19 protein-coding genes are annotated in these 20381 nt (G+C 32.1%); 18 read left to right on the forward strand and 1 reads right to left on the reverse strand.

The window, feature by feature from the left end; all coding sequences use genetic code 11:
* Positions 1–75 precede the first annotated feature (75 nt).
* Entirely contained in the window at positions 76–1083 is a 1008-nt protein-coding gene (locus tag N524_RS0103915; protein WP_183998745.1) for an LLM class flavin-dependent oxidoreductase, read from the reverse strand.
* 271 nt (positions 1084–1354) lie between these two features.
* Between N524_RS0103915 and N524_RS0103920 the strand changes: the two genes are divergently transcribed.
* The 18 genes from N524_RS0103920 (at position 1355) to pxpA (ending at position 20376) form a co-directional block, all read left to right on the forward strand.
* Positions 1355–2494: a cysteine desulfurase family protein gene (locus tag N524_RS0103920; protein ID WP_017637075.1), complete on the forward strand. Its 1140-nt coding sequence runs from the start codon at positions 1355–1357 to the stop codon at positions 2492–2494.
* Between the two features lie 2 nt (positions 2495–2496).
* Positions 2497–3615 (forward strand): tRNA 2-thiouridine(34) synthase MnmA, encoded by a 1119-nt coding sequence (mnmA, locus tag N524_RS0103925; RefSeq protein ID WP_029055707.1) that lies wholly within the window; start codon positions 2497–2499, stop codon positions 3613–3615.
* A 218-nt stretch (positions 3616–3833) separates the two neighbouring features.
* Positions 3834–4505 carry a tetratricopeptide repeat protein gene (locus N524_RS0103930; protein ID WP_029055708.1) on the forward strand — a complete coding sequence of 224 codons (672 nt, stop codon included), beginning with the start codon at positions 3834–3836 and terminating at the stop codon, positions 4503–4505.
* A gap of 1 nt (position 4506) precedes the next feature.
* Positions 4507–6978 carry an SF1B family DNA helicase RecD2 gene (gene recD2 / locus N524_RS0103935; protein WP_029055709.1) on the forward strand — a complete coding sequence of 824 codons (2472 nt, stop codon included), beginning with the start codon at positions 4507–4509 and terminating at the stop codon, positions 6976–6978.
* Positions 6979–7338: 360 nt separating this feature from the next.
* Entirely contained in the window at positions 7339–9969 is a 2631-nt protein-coding gene (alaS, locus tag N524_RS0103940) for an alanine--tRNA ligase (RefSeq protein ID WP_029055710.1), read from the forward strand.
* Between the two features lie 61 nt (positions 9970–10030).
* Positions 10031–10291, forward strand: a complete 261-nt coding sequence (locus N524_RS0103945) for an IreB family regulatory phosphoprotein (RefSeq protein WP_017637080.1) — start codon at positions 10031–10033, stop codon at positions 10289–10291.
* 5 nt (positions 10292–10296) lie between these two features.
* Positions 10297–10722, forward strand: coding sequence for a Holliday junction resolvase RuvX (gene ruvX, locus N524_RS0103950; RefSeq protein ID WP_029055711.1), 426 nt, complete (start codon positions 10297–10299; stop codon positions 10720–10722).
* A gap of 16 nt (positions 10723–10738) precedes the next feature.
* A complete protein-coding gene (locus N524_RS0103955) occupies positions 10739–11047 on the forward strand; it encodes a DUF1292 domain-containing protein (RefSeq protein ID WP_017637082.1) in 309 nt (102 codons plus the stop codon).
* Between the two features lie 328 nt (positions 11048–11375).
* Entirely contained in the window at positions 11376–12011 is a 636-nt protein-coding gene (locus tag N524_RS0103960) for an O-methyltransferase (protein WP_029055712.1), read from the forward strand.
* Positions 12012–12013: 2 nt separating this feature from the next.
* Positions 12014–12937 (forward strand): peptidase U32 family protein, encoded by a 924-nt coding sequence (locus N524_RS0103965; RefSeq protein WP_029055713.1) that lies wholly within the window; start codon positions 12014–12016, stop codon positions 12935–12937.
* Positions 12938–12948: 11 nt separating this feature from the next.
* Positions 12949–14217: a peptidase U32 family protein gene (locus N524_RS0103970; RefSeq protein WP_017637085.1), complete on the forward strand. Its 1269-nt coding sequence runs from the start codon at positions 12949–12951 to the stop codon at positions 14215–14217.
* Positions 14217–14840, forward strand: coding sequence for a uridine kinase (gene udk / locus N524_RS0103975; RefSeq protein ID WP_017637086.1), 624 nt, complete (start codon positions 14217–14219; stop codon positions 14838–14840). The genes N524_RS0103970 and udk overlap by 1 nt, the downstream gene beginning before the upstream one ends.
* Before the next feature lie 27 nt (positions 14841–14867).
* Positions 14868–15344 (forward strand): transcription elongation factor GreA, encoded by a 477-nt coding sequence (gene greA, locus N524_RS0103980; protein WP_017637087.1) that lies wholly within the window; start codon positions 14868–14870, stop codon positions 15342–15344.
* 725 nt (positions 15345–16069) lie between these two features.
* Complete coding sequence (gene pxpB, locus N524_RS0103985; protein ID WP_029055714.1) at positions 16070–16801, forward strand: 5-oxoprolinase subunit PxpB; 732 nt, start codon at positions 16070–16072, stop codon at positions 16799–16801.
* Positions 16791–17795, forward strand: a complete 1005-nt coding sequence (locus N524_RS0103990) for a biotin-dependent carboxyltransferase family protein (RefSeq protein WP_029055715.1) — start codon at positions 16791–16793, stop codon at positions 17793–17795. The genes pxpB and N524_RS0103990 overlap by 11 nt, the downstream gene beginning before the upstream one ends.
* Before the next feature lie 3 nt (positions 17796–17798).
* A complete protein-coding gene (locus N524_RS0103995; RefSeq protein ID WP_029055716.1) occupies positions 17799–18248 on the forward strand; it encodes an acetyl-CoA carboxylase biotin carboxyl carrier protein in 450 nt (149 codons plus the stop codon).
* 14 nt (positions 18249–18262) lie between these two features.
* On the forward strand, positions 18263–19624 hold the full coding sequence (locus tag N524_RS0104000; RefSeq protein WP_017637091.1) for an acetyl-CoA carboxylase biotin carboxylase subunit: 1362 nt from the start codon (positions 18263–18265) through the stop codon (positions 19622–19624).
* Complete coding sequence (gene pxpA / locus N524_RS0104005; RefSeq protein ID WP_029055717.1) at positions 19624–20376, forward strand: 5-oxoprolinase subunit PxpA; 753 nt, start codon at positions 19624–19626, stop codon at positions 20374–20376. Before N524_RS0104000 ends, pxpA begins: the two co-directional genes overlap by 1 nt.
* The last annotated feature ends 5 nt before the right edge of the window (positions 20377–20381 follow it).

Genomic DNA, 20381 nt, shown 5'->3' on the forward strand with positions numbered 1-20381 from the left:
TTCAATGCTATCTCTTTTTTTATAGAAAAAAGGAGTAAGGCAAATCTAAAATGCCTTACTCCTTATGAATTTATATTACATTGCATCAATAATATGTTTGAATTTTTGATATGAATCATATTGTTTTTGTTGATCGTAAATATAACTTACACCCATAATTTCATCAATATCTTCATAGTAATCAATGAAATCTTTAAGTTTTTGTTTAACTGTGCTTTCAGACCCAATTAAAGAGGATTTAATTCTTTGTTTGGCCATTTCTAATTCTCTTGGTGTTAAAATTTGATCTAATTCATTTGTTGGTGGTTGAACAGGTTGCATTTTACCTCTCGTAATACTAACCATAACCTGAGCCATTGAAGTAGCTAGATACTCAGCTTCTTCATCAGTATCACCTATAATTACGTTTAATCCTATAATGACATAAGGTTCACTTAATACATCAGATGGTTCAAACAATTCTTTATAAATTTCAATAGCTTCTTTCATCTGTTGTGGTGCAAAATGACCTGCAAATACATAAGGTAATCCTCTTCTAGCTGCAACATGTGCAGAATCAGTAGATGATCCAAGTATATAAAGAGGGACATTTTTATTAACTGCTGGATAAGCACGTACATATGCTTGTTGATTTGCTGGACCAAAATATGTTTGTAATTGATCGACTTCTTCTGGAAATTGATATACGCCATTATGTTGGTCTCGACGTAGCGCACTTGCTGTCATCATATCAGTACCCGGCGCTCTACCTAAACCTAAATCAACTCGATTTGGAAATAAAGTAGCCATCGTACCAAATTGTTCTGCGACTATGAGTGGTGCATGGTTAGGTAACATAATGCCACCAGAACCAACTTTTATAGATTGAGTATGCTCTAAAGTATGTTGGATTAATAATGCTGTGGCAGAACTTACTAAATTTGGTGCGTTATGATGTTCTGCTATCCAATAGCGTTCATAACCAAAATCTTCCAATTGTTGTGCCAATGAAATCATATCATTTAAAGCTTCTCTATCTTCTTGTCCTTCTCTGATAGGGACAAGGTTTAATGCGGAAACCTTTAAGTTATTCAAATTGATCATGCCTCCATAGTAAAAATAGTATATGAAGTATAACAATGTTTATTTGATTAAAATAATAAACTGCTCATATGTATTTTAGTCTCTTGATTTTGATTGAAAAATAGAATATTAATGATTCATAAATATCATGGGTAGTATACGTAATAATAATTTCAACTAATTATGGATAATGTTAAAATTAAAGTAACTATTAATCAAACAGATAGGTAGAAAAATAGTTTTCTAGGTGCTATTATAGGAACATTGATAATTTTGTGAGGAGTGTCAAAACATGGAAGTATATGCAGATTATGCTGCAACAACCCCAGTTAAACCTGAAGTAGTAGATTCTATGATGAACATATATCAAACTCATTATGGGAATCCATCTTCTATTCATTCAATTGGTAGAGATGCCCGTAAATATTTAGATGAGTCTCGCCGAACAGTAGCACAATGTTTAGGTGCAAAAGCTAACGAAGTGATTTTTACTAGTGGTGCAACGGAATCTAATAATACTGCAATAAAAGGGCTAGTAAAAGCTAATGAGCACATTGGTAATCATTTAATTACAACAAAAATTGAGCATCACTCCGTACTAAATGTATTTGAACAATTAGAACGAGAAGGATATGACGTAACATATTTAGACGTTGATGATACTGGTGCAATAGATTTAGATCAATTAGAAGAAGTGATTACAGATAAGACAATTCTAGTGTCTATCATGTTTGTTAACAACGAAGTAGGTACTGTTCAACAAATGTATGATATAGAAGATATTGTTACAGCTACAAATGCATTATTCCATGTAGATGCAGTTCAAGCAATCGGTCATTTAGATATTAATTTTGACGATTTTAAATTTGATACAATGAGTGTCACTGGTCATAAATTTGGTGGACCTAAAGGTGTTGGTGCGCTATTAGTTAGAGAGAATACTCCGATACAGTATAGTCAACTTGGAGGAGAACAAGAAACTAAACGTCGTGCTGGTACAGAAAACTTAGCGCAAATTGTCGGCTTTGCAAAAGCAATTGAACTTGCTGAACAACATAGAGATGAAAATAATATTCATTTAATGAATTTAAAAGAATTATTTTTAGTTAGCTTACAAGAACGTGCTATTCCATTTGAACTTAATGGTTCAATGGTAGATACAACGGGTCATATTATAAATTTATATTTTCCATTTATTGATGTTGAAACAATGTTAACTTTATTAGACTTAAGTCAGATTTATGTATCATCTGGCTCAGCTTGTACAGCAGGTTCAACTACTCCGTCACATGTATTAGCTGCAATGTACGAAGATGAAGAACGTGCTAAACATTCTGTAAGATTTAGCTTTAACGAAATGACTACCGAACAAGAAGTCAAATATATAGTTGCAGAAATTCATAAAATATACCATAAATTTAAGGAGGAATAGTAGTGACAAATAAAGATACTCGCGTAGTCGTTGGTATGTCTGGTGGCGTAGATAGTTCAGTAACAGCATCTCTGTTAAAAGAACAAGGCTATGATGTTATAGGTATTTTCATGAAAAATTGGGACGATACCGATGAAAATGGTGTATGTACTGCAACAGAAGATTATAATGATGTCATTGAAGTTTGTAACCAAATTGGCATTCCATATTATGCAGTTAACTTTGAACAAGAGTATTGGGATAAAGTGTTCACCTACTTTTTAGATGAATATAAAAAAGGGCGTACACCAAATCCTGACGTTATGTGTAATAAAGAAATTAAATTCAAAGCCTTTCTAGAACATGCACTGAAATTAGGTGCAGATTATGTAGCAACAGGTCATTATGCAAGAATAAGAAGACATGACGATGGACATGTTGAAATGTTAAGAGGCGTTGATAATAATAAAGATCAAACTTATTTCTTAAATCAACTTTCACAGCAACAGCTTTCAAAAGTAATGTTCCCAATAGGTGATATTGAGAAAAAACGTGTGCGTGAAATTGCTGAAGAACAAAACTTAGCAACAGCTAAAAAGAAAGATTCTACAGGAATTTGTTTTATAGGTGAAAGAAACTTCAAAACATTCTTATCACAATATTTGCCAGCTCAATCAGGTGATATGGTGACATTAGATGGTAAAAAAATGGGTACACATAGTGGATTAATGTACTACACTATCGGTCAACGACATGGTTTGGGTATCGGTGGAGACGGTGATCCTTGGTTTGTAGTCGGTAAAAATTTAGAAGATAATGTCCTTTATGTAGAGCAAGGATTCCATCATGAGGCATTATACAGTGACTATTTAATTGCTTCAGATGTTTCATTTGTTAATGAAAATGAAATTGATTTAGAACAAGGATTTTACTGTACTGCTAAATTTAGATACCGTCAAAAAGATACAAAAGTATTTGTACAACGTGAAAATGACGAAGCTATTAGAGTAACTTTCAATGAACCAGTTAGAGCTATCACACCTGGTCAAGCGGTTGTATTTTATAATGAAGAGGTTTGTCTTGGTGGTGCAACAATTGATGATGTGTATAAAACATCAGGTCAATTAAGTTATGTTGTGTAAAAAATCAGCCATTAATTCATAGAAATGTTTCTTTGAATTAATGGCTTTTTAATATGAATGATTGTGGTAGTATCCAACCATTGGAGAACATGACAAATTCATTTTAAATAAAAATACATAAAGTGGTAAAATATGATTAAAATAAAAGTTTGAACTTGAAATGAAATCATATAATACCTATATCATTATTTAAGAATTAAGGAGATGTAATTTTAAATATGATAGATCAAAAAACGATATATCAATTTATCAAAGAAGGCCAATTAGAAGAAGCTTTAAAAGCTTTGTTTGATAATATAGAAGAAGATCCATCAATTACTGAAAATTATATTAATGCTGGTATTGTATTGGCAGATGTTGGTGAAATTGAGAAATCTGAGCGATTTTTTCAAAAAGCAATAACGATTGATTCAGAAAATGGAGCAATATATTATAATTTAGGAAACTTATATTACAATCAAGGTAGATATAATGAAGCGATAAAGTTATACCAACAAGCTATGAAATATGATGTGGAACCTGTAGATTGTAACTATATGATTGGAATGGCTTTTAATCAATTAAATGCGCATAAAGAAGCATTACCATTTTTAATGACAGCAGCTGAAAAAGATCAACAACATGATATAGAAGTACAGTTTCAATATGGTTTAGTATTGTGTCAGCTAGAAATGTTTGATGCTGCAATAACACAATTAAACTATGTGTTGTCATTGGATTCATCACATGTAGATGCGATTTACAATCTTGGACTGGCTGCTTACATGAAGAATGAAGATATAAATGAAGCGATAGCATATTTTAAGCAAGCAGTTGAGATTGATCCAGAACATTTACTAAGTCAACATGCTTTAAAAACATTTTCAACTATGCAAGAAGAGGAGGAGTAATATGACTGACCCTACACTATTTGATTATTCAATGATAAAAGGCACTGTAGAAGCGATTTTGTTTCAAAATAGTGATAATTACTATACAGTTTTAAAAGTGGATACCATTGAGACAAACGAATCATTTGATACAATGCCAACAGTGGTAGGGTTTCTTCCTAATGTTGTTGAAGGTGATGTATATACATTTAAAGGACAAACTGTTGAGCATCCAAGATATGGTAAACAATTAAAAGCCGAAACATTTGAAAAAGAATTACCACAAACTAAAGATGCAATCATCAGTTATTTATCAAGTGATTTATTTAAAGGAATAGGTAAAAAAACAGCACAAAACATCGTAAATACTTTAGGAGAAAATGCGATTAATGATATTTTAAACGACGCTAGTGTTCTCGAAAAAGTACCTAGCTTGCCTAAGAAAAAACAAAAGCAAATTGCAGAACAAATTGCTTCTAATCAAGAATCTGAAAAAGTCATGATTAGATTACATGATTTAGGTTTTGGTCCAAAATTAGCTAGTTCTATTTATCAATATTACGGTGCAGAAACGTTAAGTGTATTAGATAAAAATCCATATCAACTTGTCTATGATATTAAAGGTATTGGCTTTAGTAAAGCTGATCAATTAGCACAAAAAATAGGAATTAAATTTGATGACCCTGAACGTTTAAAAGCAGGTTTATTATTTACGTTAGAGGAAGAATGTATTAAACAAGGACATACTTATATACCTAATGATCAAATTATTGCAGCAACTTTTAATGTTTTAACACAAAATAATAATAATGATGATAACCAAATTAATCATGAGCATTTACAAACAATGTTATTACAACTGAATGAAGAAAAAAGATTAATTGTAGATAAAGAAAAAATATCGATTCCAAGTCTTTACTATTCAGAATTAAAAAGTGTTCAAAACTTATATAGAATTAAAACTCATACTACAAAATTAAAAGAAATAGAACAATCTGATTTACAATTACATATAGGTGATATCGAAACAAATAATGAAGTGAGCTATGCTGCTTCACAAAAAGATGCATTACAAACGGCTATAAATTCTAAAATTATGTTACTAACTGGTGGACCGGGAACAGGGAAGACAACAGTTATAAAAGGAATAGTGGAATTATATGCAGAGGTGCACGGAATATCTTTAGACTACGATGACTATCAAGAAGATGATTATCCAGTTGTACTAGCAGCACCAACAGGTAGAGCTTCAAAAAGATTACAAGAATCTACTGGATTAGAAGCCATGACGATTCATAGATTGATTGGATGGAATCAAGATACCCAACCTGAAGATATTTTGGAAAATGAAATTAATGCGCGTTTGATTATAATTGATGAAATGTCAATGGTTGATACTTGGCTATTCCATCAATTTTTAAGTGCAGTGCCATTAGATGCTCAAATTATTCTTGTAGGAGATGAAGACCAACTTCCTTCTGTTGGACCTGGACAAGTCTTTAAAGATTTAATAGACTCAAATACGATTCCAAGGGTTAATTTAACTGAGGTATATAGACAACAAGATGGATCTAGTATTATAGAATTGGCACATCGCATGAAGTTAGGACAACCAATTGATATTACACAACGATTCCATGACAGAAGTTTTATTAATTGTGGTACAGAACAAATACCTAATGTAGTTGAGAAAGTCGTAAACAGTGCGGTAAATAAAGGATATGACATGAGTGATATTCAAGTACTAGCACCAATGTATAAAGGTAATGCAGGTATTAAAAGGTTAAATCAAATATTACAATCTATTCTAAATCCAAAAGAAAAAGATACTAGAGAAATCGAATTTGGCGATGTTGTCTTTAGAAAAGGAGATAAAGTTCTACAATTAGTTAATCGTCCCAATGATAATATCTTTAACGGGGACATTGGCGTAATTGTTGGTATTTTCTGGGCAAAAGAAAATGCTTTAAACAAGGATGTACTAGTCGTAGACTTTGAAGGAAATGAAATTACTTTTACAAGACAGGATATGCTCGAATTAACCCATGCATACTGTACATCTATCCATAAATCTCAAGGTTCAGAATTTCCAATCGTGATTATGCCTATAGTTAAACAATATTTTAGAATGCTACAAAGACCTATTTTATATACTGGTTTAACAAGAGCGAAACAATCATTAGTATTACTAGGGGATCCCCAAGCGTTTGATATCGGTCTTAACACAAACGGTCAGAAAAGATTAACGCAATTATTTACTTTATTAAAACAATACTTTACTGAAGAAAAATCCTATGATTTATCTTTAACTGAAGAGAATAATGAGTCAAATGATTCACAAGGTATACATTATGAAGATGATGTTTCAGATGAAAATGATGAAAATGATTCAGACAAGGCTATGACTATAGAATTAACTGAAGAAACAATATATCAAATTGATCCTATGATTAATATGGGAGAAACTTCACCGTATGATTTCGCTAATCGTTGACATTTGAAAACAATAAAATTAAAATAAACTTAAGTTCGCATAAAGACGAGTAAACAATTTTGAATTTTAAGAGATGTGCTGGTTGGTGGAAAGCACAATTAAAATTGTTGAACGCTACTTTGTGTCAATTTAAATATGTGACTAAAGTGATAAGTAAAGGTTAGCATGGAATAATTGATTAAAATTCATATTCTAATAAATGCAGTATTAATCCTAACCGTAATAACTTATAACTAGGGTGGTACCGCGACAACGTTCGTCCCTTTTGTGGATGAACGTTTTTTGTTTACCTTATAACACTAGTGTCCAATATAAACTTAATAAAAATGTGTATGAACTAAATATAGGGAGTGTACGTGGATGAAAAATTTAAAAGCAAGCGAAATTAGACAAAAATATTTAGACTTCTTTGTTGAAAAAGGTCATATGGTTGAACCATCTGCACCATTAGTACCTATCGATGATGATAGTTTACTTTGGATTAACTCTGGAGTTGCAACTTTAAAAAAATATTTCGATGGTCGAGAAACACCTAAGAAACCAAGAATTGTTAACTCACAAAAGGCTATTCGTACGAATGATATTGAAAATGTAGGTTTCACAGCAAGACACCATACTTTCTTTGAAATGCTAGGTAATTTCTCAATTGGTGACTATTTTAAGAAAGAAGCTATAGAATTTGCATGGGAATTTTTAACAAGCGATAAATGGATGGGTATGGAGCCAGAAAAATTATACGTCACAATACATCCAGAAGATACAGAAGCTTATAAAATTTGGAACGAACAAATTGGCTTAGAAGAAAGTCGAATTATTCGTATAGAAGGTAACTTTTGGGATATTGGTGAAGGACCTTCTGGACCTAATACTGAAATTTTCTATGATCGCGGTAATGATTTTGGCCAAGATGATCCAGAAGAGGAAATGTATCCAGGTGGAGAAAACGAACGCTATTTAGAAGTGTGGAATTTAGTGTTTAGTGAATTTAATCATAATAAAGATCATACTTATACACCACTTCCAAATAAAAATATTGATACCGGCATGGGATTAGAACGTATGACTTCTATCTCACAAAATGTACGTACAAATTATGAAACAGATTTATTTATGCCAATAATTAATGAAGTCGAAGAAGTGTCAGGTAAAAAATACCTTCAAAAAGATGAGCAAGATGTAGCGTTTAAAGTTATAGCTGACCATATTAGAACTATTTCATTTGCAATTGCTGATGGTGCTTTACCAGCAAATGAAGGACGTGGCTATGTATTACGTAGATTATTGCGTAGAGCAGTAAGATTTAGCCAAACATTAGATATCAATGAGCCATTTATGTATAAATTAGTTGATATTGTTGCGGATATCATGGAACCTTATTATCCAAATGTCAAAGATAAAAGTGATTTTATTAAACGCGTTATCAAATCAGAAGAAGAAAGATTCCATGAAACACTTGAAGAAGGTCTTTCAATTTTAAATGGATTTATTAGTAAAGCCAAAGAAACTAATAATGAAATTAATGGTAAAGATGCTTTTAAATTATATGATACGTATGGCTTCCCAATTGAACTTACTGAAGAGTTAGCAATTCAAGAAGGTTTAACTGTTGATATGGCTACATTTGAAGCAGAAATGCAACAACAACGCGATAGAGCACGTCAAGCTCGCCAAAATTCACAATCTATGCAAGTTCAAAGTGAAGTATTAAAAAATATTACTACTGAAAGTCACTTTGTTGGTTATGATACTACAGATTATCAAACAGAATTGATTCACCTTATTGAAAATGGAGAAGAAGTTGAAAAAGCAGATGCTGGTGAAACAATTTACTTCATGTTAAAAGACACACCATTTTATGCAGTGAGTGGTGGACAAGTAGCTGATAATGGTACTGTTAGTAATGAGCATTTTGAAATTTTAGTGACTGAAGTTACTAAGGCACCTAATGGTCAAAATTTACACAAAGGTGAAATTCAATTTGGTCAAGTAACAAAAGGTGCACAAGTTGATGCTAGTGTGAACAAAGATGAACGTCGTTCTATCCAAAAAAACCATAGTGCCACACACTTATTGCACGCTGCTTTAAAAGAAGTTTTAGGTGACCATGTTAACCAAGCAGGTTCATTAGTAGCACCAGACCGTTTAAGATTCGACTTCTCTCATTTTGGACAAATGACTCAAGATGAAATTGATCAGGTTGAAAGACGTGTCAATGAAGAAATCTGGAGAGGTATTTCTGTTCATATTCAAGAAATGGGAATTAATGAAGCTAAAGAAATGGGTGCAATGGCACTGTTTGGTGAAAAATATGGTGATATTGTAAGAGTCGTTAATATGGCACCATTTTCAATAGAATTATGTGGTGGTATTCACGTAGACAATACTGCTGAAATTGGTTTATTCAAAATTGTTAGTGAATCTGGTACTGGTGCAGGTGTTAGACGTATCGAAGCATTAACAGGAAAATCAGCGTTCTTATATTTAGAACATATCCAAACTCAATTCAATATTATTAAAGATCAAGTTAAAGTGAAAACAGATGATCAAGTTGTAGACAAAATTACTCAATTACAAGAAGAAGAAAAGAACTTATTAAAACGTTTAGAACAACGTGATAAAGAAATTACAAATCTTAAAATGGGTAATATCGAAGATCAAGTAGAAACAATAAATGCTTTTAAAGTATTGGCAACAGAAGTTGAAGTACCTAATGCTAAAGCAATTCGCTCAACTATGGACGACTTTAAATCAAAATTACAAGACACTATTATCGTCTTAGCAAGTAATGTAGATGGTAAAGTTTCTATTATAGCTACAGTTCCTAAAACTCATACAGATCAAATTAAAGCAGGTGACATCATTAAAAATATGGCACCAATCGTTGGTGGTAAAGGTGGTGGCCGTCCAGATATGGCTCAAGGTGGCGGTACTCAACCTGAAAATATCACAGAATCATTACGCTTTATTAAAGATTACATTAAAAATATGTAATTTTAGTTACAGTTCGTGTAGAATAAAATGGAATCAATTTATGAATTGAAGGAGTGACGAAATGGAAAACTTTGATAAAACAATGAAATTTAAATATGAAGATATTCCAGAAGAAGATGTCAAATCAGTATTAGAGAATGTCCACCGAACACTAGAAGAACGCGGATACAATGCAGTAAATCAAATCGTAGGATATTTATTATCAGGTGATCCTGCTTATATTCCACGTCAAAATGAAGCTAGAAATCAAATTCGTCACATTGATAGAGATGTGATTATGGAAGAACTCGTATCTAATTATTTAGCTGAGTCTAAAGAATAGTATCAATGTTAAAGCATAAAATACTTGGTTTAGACGTAGGTAGTAAAACAGTAGGAATAGCGATTAGTGATTTAATGGGTTGGACTGCTCAAGGTTTAGACACAATCCATATCGATGAACAAAATAATGAATTAGGCATCGAACAATTAGTTGAAATCATCAAGAAAAATGATGTCGGTACAGTTGTAATCGGTTTGCCCAAAAACATGAACAATTCTATTGGATTTCGTGGAGAGGCTTCGTTACAATACAAAGAGAAACTTCAAGAAGCATTACCATCTATTGAGATTGTCACGTGGGATGAAAGACTTAGCACGATGGCAGCTGAAAAGTCATTACTAGAAGCAGATGTTTCAAGACAAAAAAGAAAAAAAGTAATAGATAAAATGGCAGCCGTATTTATATTACAAGGCTACCTAGACTCTATTTAATAAAAGGAGAAATAAAATGACTGAACATAATCACGATGCAGAATTAAAAATTAACAATGAAGAAGAATTATTGACATTATATGATGAAGATGGAAATGAAGTTCTTTATCGTAAAATGCTTGAATTCTATCATCCTGAATTCAAAAAAGAATATGTAGTACTTGCTGAAGAAGGCGCACAATCTGATGAAGACGACATGATTGAATTAGTACCAATGATAAATGAACCTGATGAATCAGGTGACGGTGGTAAATTAGTCCCAATCGAAACAGATGAAGAATGGGATATGATTGAAGAAGTAGTTAATACTGAAATTGATGAATAATCTTAGAATAAATATTTAAATTTTACTCCTTATGTAACGATATCTATTGAATATCTGACATAAGGAGTTTTTCTATATATGATTTGTTCAAAGTTTGTTTACATACATGCTTATCATTTAGATTTATACTTATATTCACAAAGAATTTATGGTAAAATATTTGGAGTTAAATATTTTATATATCGTTATGTAACATAACGTTTAAAATACTTGTACGTAGTTACAATCAGTCAAAGCCATTGGTTATTTTACTAATCAATATTGTGACTGATTTATTTTATTGCCTTTTTAAATTGTAGTTATTTTACACAAAGGAAGTCGTTGTATAATGGATAATAATGAAAGTTATATTCTCAATTTACATAAAACTAATGATAATGACATTGAACTTTTAAGAGAATATGAAAATACAAATCAAGTGCCGATCGTGGATCGTAATACACTAGAAATAATCAAACAAATTATACGTATTCATCAAACTAAACGGATTTTAGAAATTGGTACGGCTATAGGATACAGTTCAATGCAATTTGCTTCAGTGTCTAATGATATACATGTAACTACAATGGAAAGAGACCCAGAAATGATAGACCAAGCGAAACATAATATCACTTCTAATCAATTTACTAATCAAATTGAGTTAATTGAAGGTGATGCATTAGAACAATTTGATAAAGTTAAATCTCAAACGTTTGACATGTTATTTATTGATGCTGCGAAAGCACAATCGAAGAAATTTTTTGAACTATATACGCCTTTACTTAAAAAGGGTGGCATTGTTGTGACAGATAACGTTTTATATCATGGTTTTGTCTCAAATATCGATATAGTTCGTTCACGTAACGTACGTCAAATGGTTAAAAAAGTACAACAATTTAATGAATGGTTAATGCAAAATGAACAATATACAACTAACTTTTTAAATATGGACGATGGTTTAGCAATATCTATTAAAGGAGAATGACTATGACAGAATTACTAGTTACTCCTAAGTCAATAACACATATGGAAACACTAATAGAAATAGGTGCAGATGCATTTGTTATTGGTGAGCAAAAATTTGGTTTACGACTTCCAGGAGAATTTAATCGAGAAGACATGGAAAAAGCAGTAACATTAGCCCATGAGAATGATAAGAAAGTGTATGCTGCAGTTAATGGTTTGTTTCATAATTATCATTTAGCAGCAGTAGAAGATTATATTCAATTTTTACATCAAATTGGTGTGGATAGAATTATTTTTGGTGACCCAGCTGTTGTGATGTATGTTAAACAACAAAATAATCCTATTCCATTACATTGGGATGCAGAAACACTTGTTACTAACTATTTTCAGTGTAACTATTGGGGACAAAAAGGTGCTACAAGAGCAGTATTAGCGAGAGAATTAAGTCTGGAAGAAATTATAAATATAAAAGAACATGCTGACGTGGAAATAGAAGTTCAAGTTCATGGCATGACATGTATGTTTCAATCTAAAAGAATGTTATTAGGCAACTATTATACATTCCAAGATAGACAAATGAAAATTCAACGTAATGAAAATCAAAATGATTTATTATTATATGATGAAGAACGCGAAAATAAATATCCTGTTTTTGAAGATTATAATGGTACACATATTATGTCACCAAATGATATGTGCCTTATAGAAGAATTAGAACCGTTTTTTGAAGCAGGTATCGATTCATTTAAAATTGACGGCATATTACAGACAGAAGAATATATCAATGTTGTTACACAACAATACAGAGAAGCAATAGATTTATATAATGAAGATCCTGAAACTTATGAAGATGAAAAATTTATGCTTGTAGATCCTATCGAAGACATTCAACCAGAACATCGACCATTTGATGAAGGTTTCTTATTTAAGCATACGGTATATTAGGAGGCTGAATCATGAAGACATTAGAAGAAGTTAAACAAACTTCAAATACTAAAATGAAGAAGCCAGAATTACTTGCTCCAGCTGGTAACTTAGAAAAGTTAAAAATTGCTGTACATTATGGCGCAGATGCAGTTTTTTTAGGCGGACAAGAATATGGTTTAAGATCAAATGCTGATAACTTCACAATGGAAGAAATTGCTGAAGGTGTTGAGTTTGCAAACCGTTATGGTGCAAAAATTTATGTTACGACTAATATTATTGCGCATGACGATAATATGGAAGGGTTAGACGATTATCTTATTAATCTTGAAGCGACAGGTGCAACAGGTATTATTGTTGCTGACCCCCTTATTATTGAAACTTGCAAAAAGGTAGCACCAAAATTAGAAATTCATTTATCCACACAACAATCTTTATCTAATTATAAAGCAGTTGAATTTTGGAAAGAAGAAGGATTAGATCGTGTAGTTCTAGCTCGAGAAACAGGAGCTATGGAAATGAAAGAAATGAAAGAAAAAGTTGATATTGAAATAGAAGCCTTCATTCATGGTGCTATGTGTATTGCTTATTCTGGTAGATGTACATTAAGTAACCACATGACAGCACGTGATTCCAATAGAGGTGGCTGTTGTCAAAGTTGTCGTTGGGATTATGATTTACTACAAGTAGATGAAGATGGTGAACTTGATTTATTTTATGAAGATGGACAAATCGTCCCATTTGCAATGAGTCCGAAAGACTTAAAATTAATCGAATCAATCCCACAAATGATGGATTTAGGTATTGATTCGTTAAAAATAGAAGGCAGAATGAAATCAATTCATTATATAGCTACTGTTGTGTCAGTATATCGTAAAGTAATTGATGCATATGCTGAAGACCCAGACAATTTTAAAATTCAACCTGAATGGTTAATGGAATTAGATAAATGTGCTAATAGAGATACAGCACCAGCATTCTTTGAAGGTACTCCAGGATATGAGGAACAAATGTTTGGAGAACAACAATCGAAGAAGTCTCCTTATGATTTTTGTGGCTTAGTTTTAGATTATGATCAGGATACAAAAATTGCTACAATTCAACAAAGAAATCACTTTAAACCTGGACAAGAAATTGAATTTTTTGGTCCGGAAATTGAAAGTTTTAAACAAGTTGTTGATACCATTTATGATGAAGAAGGTAATGAGCTTGATGCTGCGCGCCATCCATTACAAATTGTACAAATTAAAGTTGATCGTCCAATCTATGCAAACAACTTGATGAGAAAGGAAATCGGTTAATGACACAAACGACGATTATAGGAATTGCTGGAGGCTCTGGCTCTGGTAAAACGACAGTCACAAATGAAATTATGAAAAATCTTGAAGGTCATAGTATTGCATTATTAGCGCAAGACTATTATTATAAAGACCAATCACATTTAACTTTTGAAGAGCGTTTGGAGACAAACTATGATCATCCATTTGCATTTGATAACGATTTGTTAATTCAAAATCTAAGAGATTTACGAAATGGCAAAGCAGTTAAAGTACCAACATACGATTATGCTAATCATACAAGAAGCGATCAAACGATTGCATTTGAACCGAAAGATGTTATCATCGTAGAAGGTATCTTCGCTTTAGAGAATAAAACGTTACGTGATATGATGGATGTTAAAATATATGTCGACACTGATGCAGACTTAAGAATTTTACGTCGTCTTAAAAGAGACACTCATGAGCGAGGACGTTCTATGGATTCGGTTATCAATCAATACTTAAATGTGGTGCGTCCAATGCACGTGCAATTTATTGAACCAACTAAGAAACATGCTGACATCATCATCCCAGAAGGTGGTAGTAACAAAGTAGCCATAGACATTATGACTACTAAGATTCAATCTTTAGTTAGTAAACAATAGTATTTAAAAGTAAAGGAAGATGACATAATGGAAAATCAAAAACAATATCCAATGACTCAAGAAGGGTATGAAAAATTAGAACAAGAATTAGAAGAATTAAAAACAGTTAAAAGACCTGAAGTAGTTGAAAAAATTAAAGTTGCACGTTCTTTCGGCGATTTATCTGAGAACTCAGAGTATGATGCGGCTAAAGATGAACAAGGTTTTATTGAACAAGATATCCAACGTATTGAACATATGATTAGAAACGCTTTAATCATTGAAGATACAGGCGATAATAATACAGTACAAATTGGTAAAACTGTTACGTTTATCGAATTACCAGGAGACGAAGAAGAAAGTTACCAAATCGTAGGTTCAGCTGAAGCGGATGCATTTAAAGGTAAAATCTCAAACGAATCACCAATGGCGTCAGCATTAATTGGTAAAGAATTAGACGATGAAGTTCGTGTACCACTACCAAACGGTGGAGAAATCAACGTTAAAATTGTAGATATAAAATAATTAACTATTCTAAAAATAGTCGCAACAGCCTGGGACAAAAATCAGTGTCTCAGGCTACAATTATATATAGGCAGTAGTTGACTGATAAAGTAATTCTTTTTTCTTTAGAAATTAGAATTACTTATGCATGAGTGTTAACTCATGTAATCCTTAGTGGAACACATTAGCTAAAGCTAATGTGTAAGTATCACTAAACTATTAAAATAGTAGTGACACTTTATTTTTCAAATCTAGTCAACCTTGCCGGGGTGGGACAACGATAAAGAAATACTTTTTCTTTAGAAATTAGTATTTCTTAAGCATGAGTTCAACTCATGTGTTCCATTAATGTACACCTTAGCTAAAGCTAATGTGTAAGTACTACTAACCTAATAAAATTAGGAGTAGTGCTTTATATTTCTGTCCCACTCCCTTGCGCTTTTTTGGAATGTTTAATATTTAAGTGAGACATTTGAAAAATCTTTTAATTTAATGCAATCATTTTAATAAGGAAAACTTATTTGGTGATAACGATTACAGTGACAAATTAAACTTATTATGATTAAATATAATAAAGAATTTTTTGAATAGTTAGTAATTATTATTAGTAAACGTAAATCTTAGAATGAATTGAGAAATTGGTTATTACTAATAATTAGAATAATTTATTAAACAATCACGCAAATAAAATGATACAATAATATAGCACAACAAACTAGTCCTATAAAAGGGGAGGAATTGGTAAGTTGGAAACTAGATTGATAAATGAACAATCTTTAATGATTTATTTTGATAATGAAATTACTAAAGATACATATAATAAAGTAAATAAATTAGTTCAATATATTAAGGAACAAAATCATAAAGAAATCATAGATATAGTACCTTCATATAGAGCTATTTTGATTTCGTTTGATAACACAAGTATTGATGGCACTAAATTAATTGAAAATTTAGAACTTAATCAATTTAATGACTCAGAATCAAATCAATTACAACAACGAAAAGTAGTAACAATACCCGTAGTTTATGGTGAAGAATTTGGACCTGATTTGGAAGAAGTTGCCTCTAGTAATCAATTAACAACTGAGGAAGTAATCCAGATACATACACAACAACCCTACTTAATATATATGTTAGGTTTTATGCCAGGATTTCCATACTTAGGTGGTCTAGACGAACGTATACATACACCTCGTCGTTCAGAGCCAAGAGTAAAAATTGAAGCAGGATCAGTTGGTATTGCGAATAACCAAACTGGTTTATATCCTTTAGATTCACCAGGTGGTTGGCAAATTATTGGACGTACGCCGCTAAAAGTATTTGATTTAGATAGAGAGCCAATGACAATCTATGAAGCTGGTGACTATATTCAATTTAAAGCGATTACACAAGATGAATTTGAACAAATTCAAGCAGATATTAATGCTGGAAATTTTGAATTAGATAAGTGGGTGACTTACGACAATGAGTATTAAAATTATAAAGCCAGGCTTGTTCACAACCGTTCAAGATGAAGGAAGAAAAGGCTATATGAATTTAGGTTTTTCGGAAGCTGGCGCACTTGATAAATTTAGCTATTTGATTGCTAAGCATCTAATCGGTAATGAAGGCCCTTCACTTGAATATACAATTGTAGGCCCATCTATACAATTTTTAAGTGATAATTCATTTACCATTACTGGTGGACAGTTTAATGCAAAATTAAACGGGAACCCTATACAGACACAAGTCATCTATGAAGTTCATCAAGGTGATATTTTGGAAATCGGTAATGCTATTAAAGGCGCTCGAGGTTACATTACATTTGGTCAACCATTGGATATACTAAAAGTTGCAAATAGTTATGCAACGCATACTAGAAGTAAAATGGGTGGCTTTAAAGGTCGTGCATTAAAGAAAGATGATGTTATAGATACAGTATCATTACCTAAATATAAGAAATATGTAGGTCAAGCTGCAGAAATAAATTTAAACTATGAAGACAATGTGATTCATATTGTCGAAGGGCCACAAATTGAAGCTTTTTCAGAAGAGGCTAAAGCAAAATTAGTTGAAAATGAATTTATTATCTCAGATATGTCAGATAGAATGGGATTTCGCTTAAAAGGTGAAAGTATCCCACCCGAAGAATCTGCAGATATTATTTCTGAACCAGTAGCCTTAGGCAGTATCCAAGTTCCAAATGATGGAAACCCTATTGTATTATTAAATGATAAACAAACTGTTGGGGGCTATACAAAAATTGCAACAGTAACACAACTAGGATTAAATAAATTAGTTCAATTACAACCAGGAGAAGCTGTGCAATTTAAATGGATATCAATTGAAGATGCTATAAATGAATCTGCAACATTTAACGAGCAATTTGAAGACGAATTATCAAATATACAAAAACAACCGCTATACGAACTATCTATGTTAAGACAAACATCAAAAAAATTAGCGAATCTACTTAAAGGAGATATTTAATCAATGAATACTAAAAAAATAGAAGAAATCATTAAACTAGTCAAAGCTAATGATGTGAAAAAATTTAAATATAAAGATTTTGAAAGTGAAATTGAATTAGATTTTACAGAAGGACAAGTATTAGCACAGCCTACCAATGTACCTCAAGCTCAAAATGGTGCGACATCAAATGGTGTAAATCAACAAGATTCTCAAAAAACTGATGTTCAATCTGAAGAAAATGCGATCAAATCACCAATGGTCGGAACATTCTTTTTACAAGATAGTAAAGAATTAACAGAACCTCAAATTAAAGTCGGCGATAAAGTAGAAAAAGGCGATGTTATTGGTTACATTGAAGCTATGAAAGTAATGAATGAAGTTACTAGTGATATTGCTGGTGAAGTAGCTGAAATTGTTGTCGATCATGGAACTAATGTTGAATATGACCAAGTTTTAGTAACGTTGAAGTAAGGGGGTACAAGTAAATGTATCGATGTTTAATTGCAAACAGAGGGGAAATTGCTGTTAGAATTATTCGTGCCTGTAGAGAGATGGGCATTGAAACTGTAGCAGTATATGCTAAAGGAGATGAAGATAGCTTACATGTAGGATTAGCTGATCAAGCAGTTTGTATTGGTGAAGCAAATCCACTAGATAGTTATTTAAATATTCCTAGAATCATAGGTGCTGCAGAGGTAACTGGTGCGAATGCTATTCATCCGGGATATGGATTTTTATCTGAGTCAACAACATTCGCTAAAGCTGTAGAAGATAATAATATCAATTTTATCGGACCTAATAAAACAACTATGGAAATGATGGGAGATAAAATTACAGCTAGACAAACTGTTGATGGTGCTGGAGTTCCTGTTATACCTGGTTCAACAGATGAAGTTAAAACTGTAGAAGAAATAAAAACACTGGCAGAAGACATTGGTTATCCTGTTGTTTTAAAAGCTGCAAGTGGTGGCGGTGGTAAAGGAATACGTATTGTTAAAGAACCTGACCATCTTGAAAAAGCGTTAAAAGAAGCTAAAAGTGAAGGACAAAAATACTTTAATGATGACCGAGTATATGTAGAAGCCTTTATTCCTGTTGCTAAACATGTTGAGGTTCAAATTATTGGAGATGGAAAAGATAATTTTGTTCATTTAGGAGAACGTGATTGTTCAGTACAAAGAAAAAATCAAAAATTAATTGAAGAATCTCCATGTGCTGCACTAACTGAGGAAAGACGCCAACGTATTTGTGATGATGCAGTTAAAGTTGCTCAAGCTTCAAATTACAGAAGTGCAGGTACGATTGAGTTTTTAGTTACTGAAGATGCACATTATTTCATTGAAATGAATGCAAGAATTCAAGTAGAACATACTGTTACAGAAATGCGTGCTGACAGAGATTTATTACTTGCACAACTTTATCTACTACAACATGATGAGCTTCCTTTTAAACAAGAAGACATTAAGTTTAATGGTCATGTAATTGAGGCAAGAATCAATGCTGAAAATCCTGAAAAGCATTTCCAACCAACACCAGGTAAAGTAAATGCATTACACTTACCACAAGGTTTTAACGTTAGAGTAGATTCACTTCTATATCCAGGATATAAAGTATCTCCTTATTATGATTCTTTAGTAGCAAAAGTAATTGTAAAAGGTGCAGATAGAGCTAGCGCAATTCAAAAGTTAAAAGTAACTTTAGATGAAATGGTTATCGATGGTTTTACAACAACAGCAGATTTCCTTTATGCAGTATTAAACTATCCTGCATATTCAGATGGAGACGCAAAAGATGTTGATATTAAATTCCTTGAAAAACATCAAATAAGTAAAGGAGTGGAATTATAATGCAAATTGATTTAAATTGCGATTTAGGCGAAGCATTTGGTAATTATTCTTTTGGTGGAGATAAAGATATTCTTCCTCTAATTACATCAGCAAACATTGCTTGTGGTTTTCATGCTGGTGATGCGAATGTAATGAATGAAACAATTCAATTAGCTAAAAAAAATAACATTGGTATAGGTGCACATCCTGGTTTACCTGATTTACAAGGTTTTGGTAGACGTAAATTAGATATGACACCTGATGAAATATATAACATTGTAGTATACCAATTAGGCGCATTAAATGGCTTTTGTCAAATACACGACGTTAAAATGAATCATGTTAAGCCTCATGGAGCATTGTACCAAATGGGTGCTAAAGATGAAGCTATAGCAAATGCTATTGCTAAAGCAGTTTATGATTTTGACTCAAGTCTTGTATTTGTTGGTTTAGCTAATACATTACTTATTTCAGAAGCAGAAAAAGTTGGATTAAAGACAGCTTCAGAAGTATTTGCAGATCGTCGATACGAAGATGATGGTCAACTTGTAAGTCGTAAAGAAACGGATGCAGTGATTACTGATTCTGAAGAAGCATTGGAACAAGTTGTAAAAATGGTAACTGAGAATAAAGTCATTTCAAAAAATAATAAGGAAATCACTCTTCAAGCAGACACAATATGTGTTCATGGAGATGGCGCACATGCGCTTGAATTCGTAACAAAAATAAGAGAAAAATTAACGAAAGAAGGCATTGATATCCAAACTTTATAGGGGGT

This window comes from Staphylococcus sp. URHA0057, from assembly GCF_000620265.1.
Taxonomy (GTDB): Bacteria; Bacillota; Bacilli; order Staphylococcales; family Staphylococcaceae; genus Staphylococcus; species Staphylococcus pasteuri.

Excerpts from the sequence above, each read along its gene's own strand:
- alaS (WP_029055710.1), top strand. The coding sequence starts at position 7,339 with ATGAAAAATTTAAAAGCAAGCGAAATTAGACAAAAATATTTAGACTTC.
- N524_RS0103990 (WP_029055715.1), top strand. The coding sequence starts at position 16,791 with ATGAGTATTAAAATTATAAAGCCAGGCTTGTTCACAACCGTTCAAGAT.
- N524_RS0103955 (WP_017637082.1), top strand. The coding sequence starts at position 10,739 with ATGACTGAACATAATCACGATGCAGAATTAAAAATTAACAATGAAGAA.
- N524_RS0103920 (WP_017637075.1), top strand. The coding sequence starts at position 1,355 with ATGGAAGTATATGCAGATTATGCTGCAACAACCCCAGTTAAACCTGAA.
- recD2 (WP_029055709.1), top strand. The coding sequence starts at position 4,507 with ATGACTGACCCTACACTATTTGATTATTCAATGATAAAAGGCACTGTA.
- N524_RS0103970 (WP_017637085.1), top strand. The coding sequence starts at position 12,949 with ATGAAGACATTAGAAGAAGTTAAACAAACTTCAAATACTAAAATGAAG.
- N524_RS0103965 (WP_029055713.1), top strand. The coding sequence starts at position 12,014 with ATGACAGAATTACTAGTTACTCCTAAGTCAATAACACATATGGAAACA.
- ruvX (WP_029055711.1), top strand. The coding sequence starts at position 10,297 with ATGTTAAAGCATAAAATACTTGGTTTAGACGTAGGTAGTAAAACAGTA.
- udk (WP_017637086.1), top strand. The coding sequence starts at position 14,217 with ATGACACAAACGACGATTATAGGAATTGCTGGAGGCTCTGGCTCTGGT.
- pxpA (WP_029055717.1), top strand. The coding sequence starts at position 19,624 with ATGCAAATTGATTTAAATTGCGATTTAGGCGAAGCATTTGGTAATTAT.
- N524_RS0103960 (WP_029055712.1), top strand. The coding sequence starts at position 11,376 with ATGGATAATAATGAAAGTTATATTCTCAATTTACATAAAACTAATGAT.
- N524_RS0103995 (WP_029055716.1), top strand. The coding sequence starts at position 17,799 with ATGAATACTAAAAAAATAGAAGAAATCATTAAACTAGTCAAAGCTAAT.
- greA (WP_017637087.1), top strand. The coding sequence starts at position 14,868 with ATGGAAAATCAAAAACAATATCCAATGACTCAAGAAGGGTATGAAAAA.
- N524_RS0104000 (WP_017637091.1), top strand. The coding sequence starts at position 18,263 with ATGTATCGATGTTTAATTGCAAACAGAGGGGAAATTGCTGTTAGAATT.
- N524_RS0103915 (WP_183998745.1), bottom strand. The coding sequence starts at position 1,083 with ATGATCAATTTGAATAACTTAAAGGTTTCCGCATTAAACCTTGTCCCT.
- N524_RS0103930 (WP_029055708.1), top strand. The coding sequence starts at position 3,834 with ATGATAGATCAAAAAACGATATATCAATTTATCAAAGAAGGCCAATTA.
- N524_RS0103945 (WP_017637080.1), top strand. The coding sequence starts at position 10,031 with ATGGAAAACTTTGATAAAACAATGAAATTTAAATATGAAGATATTCCA.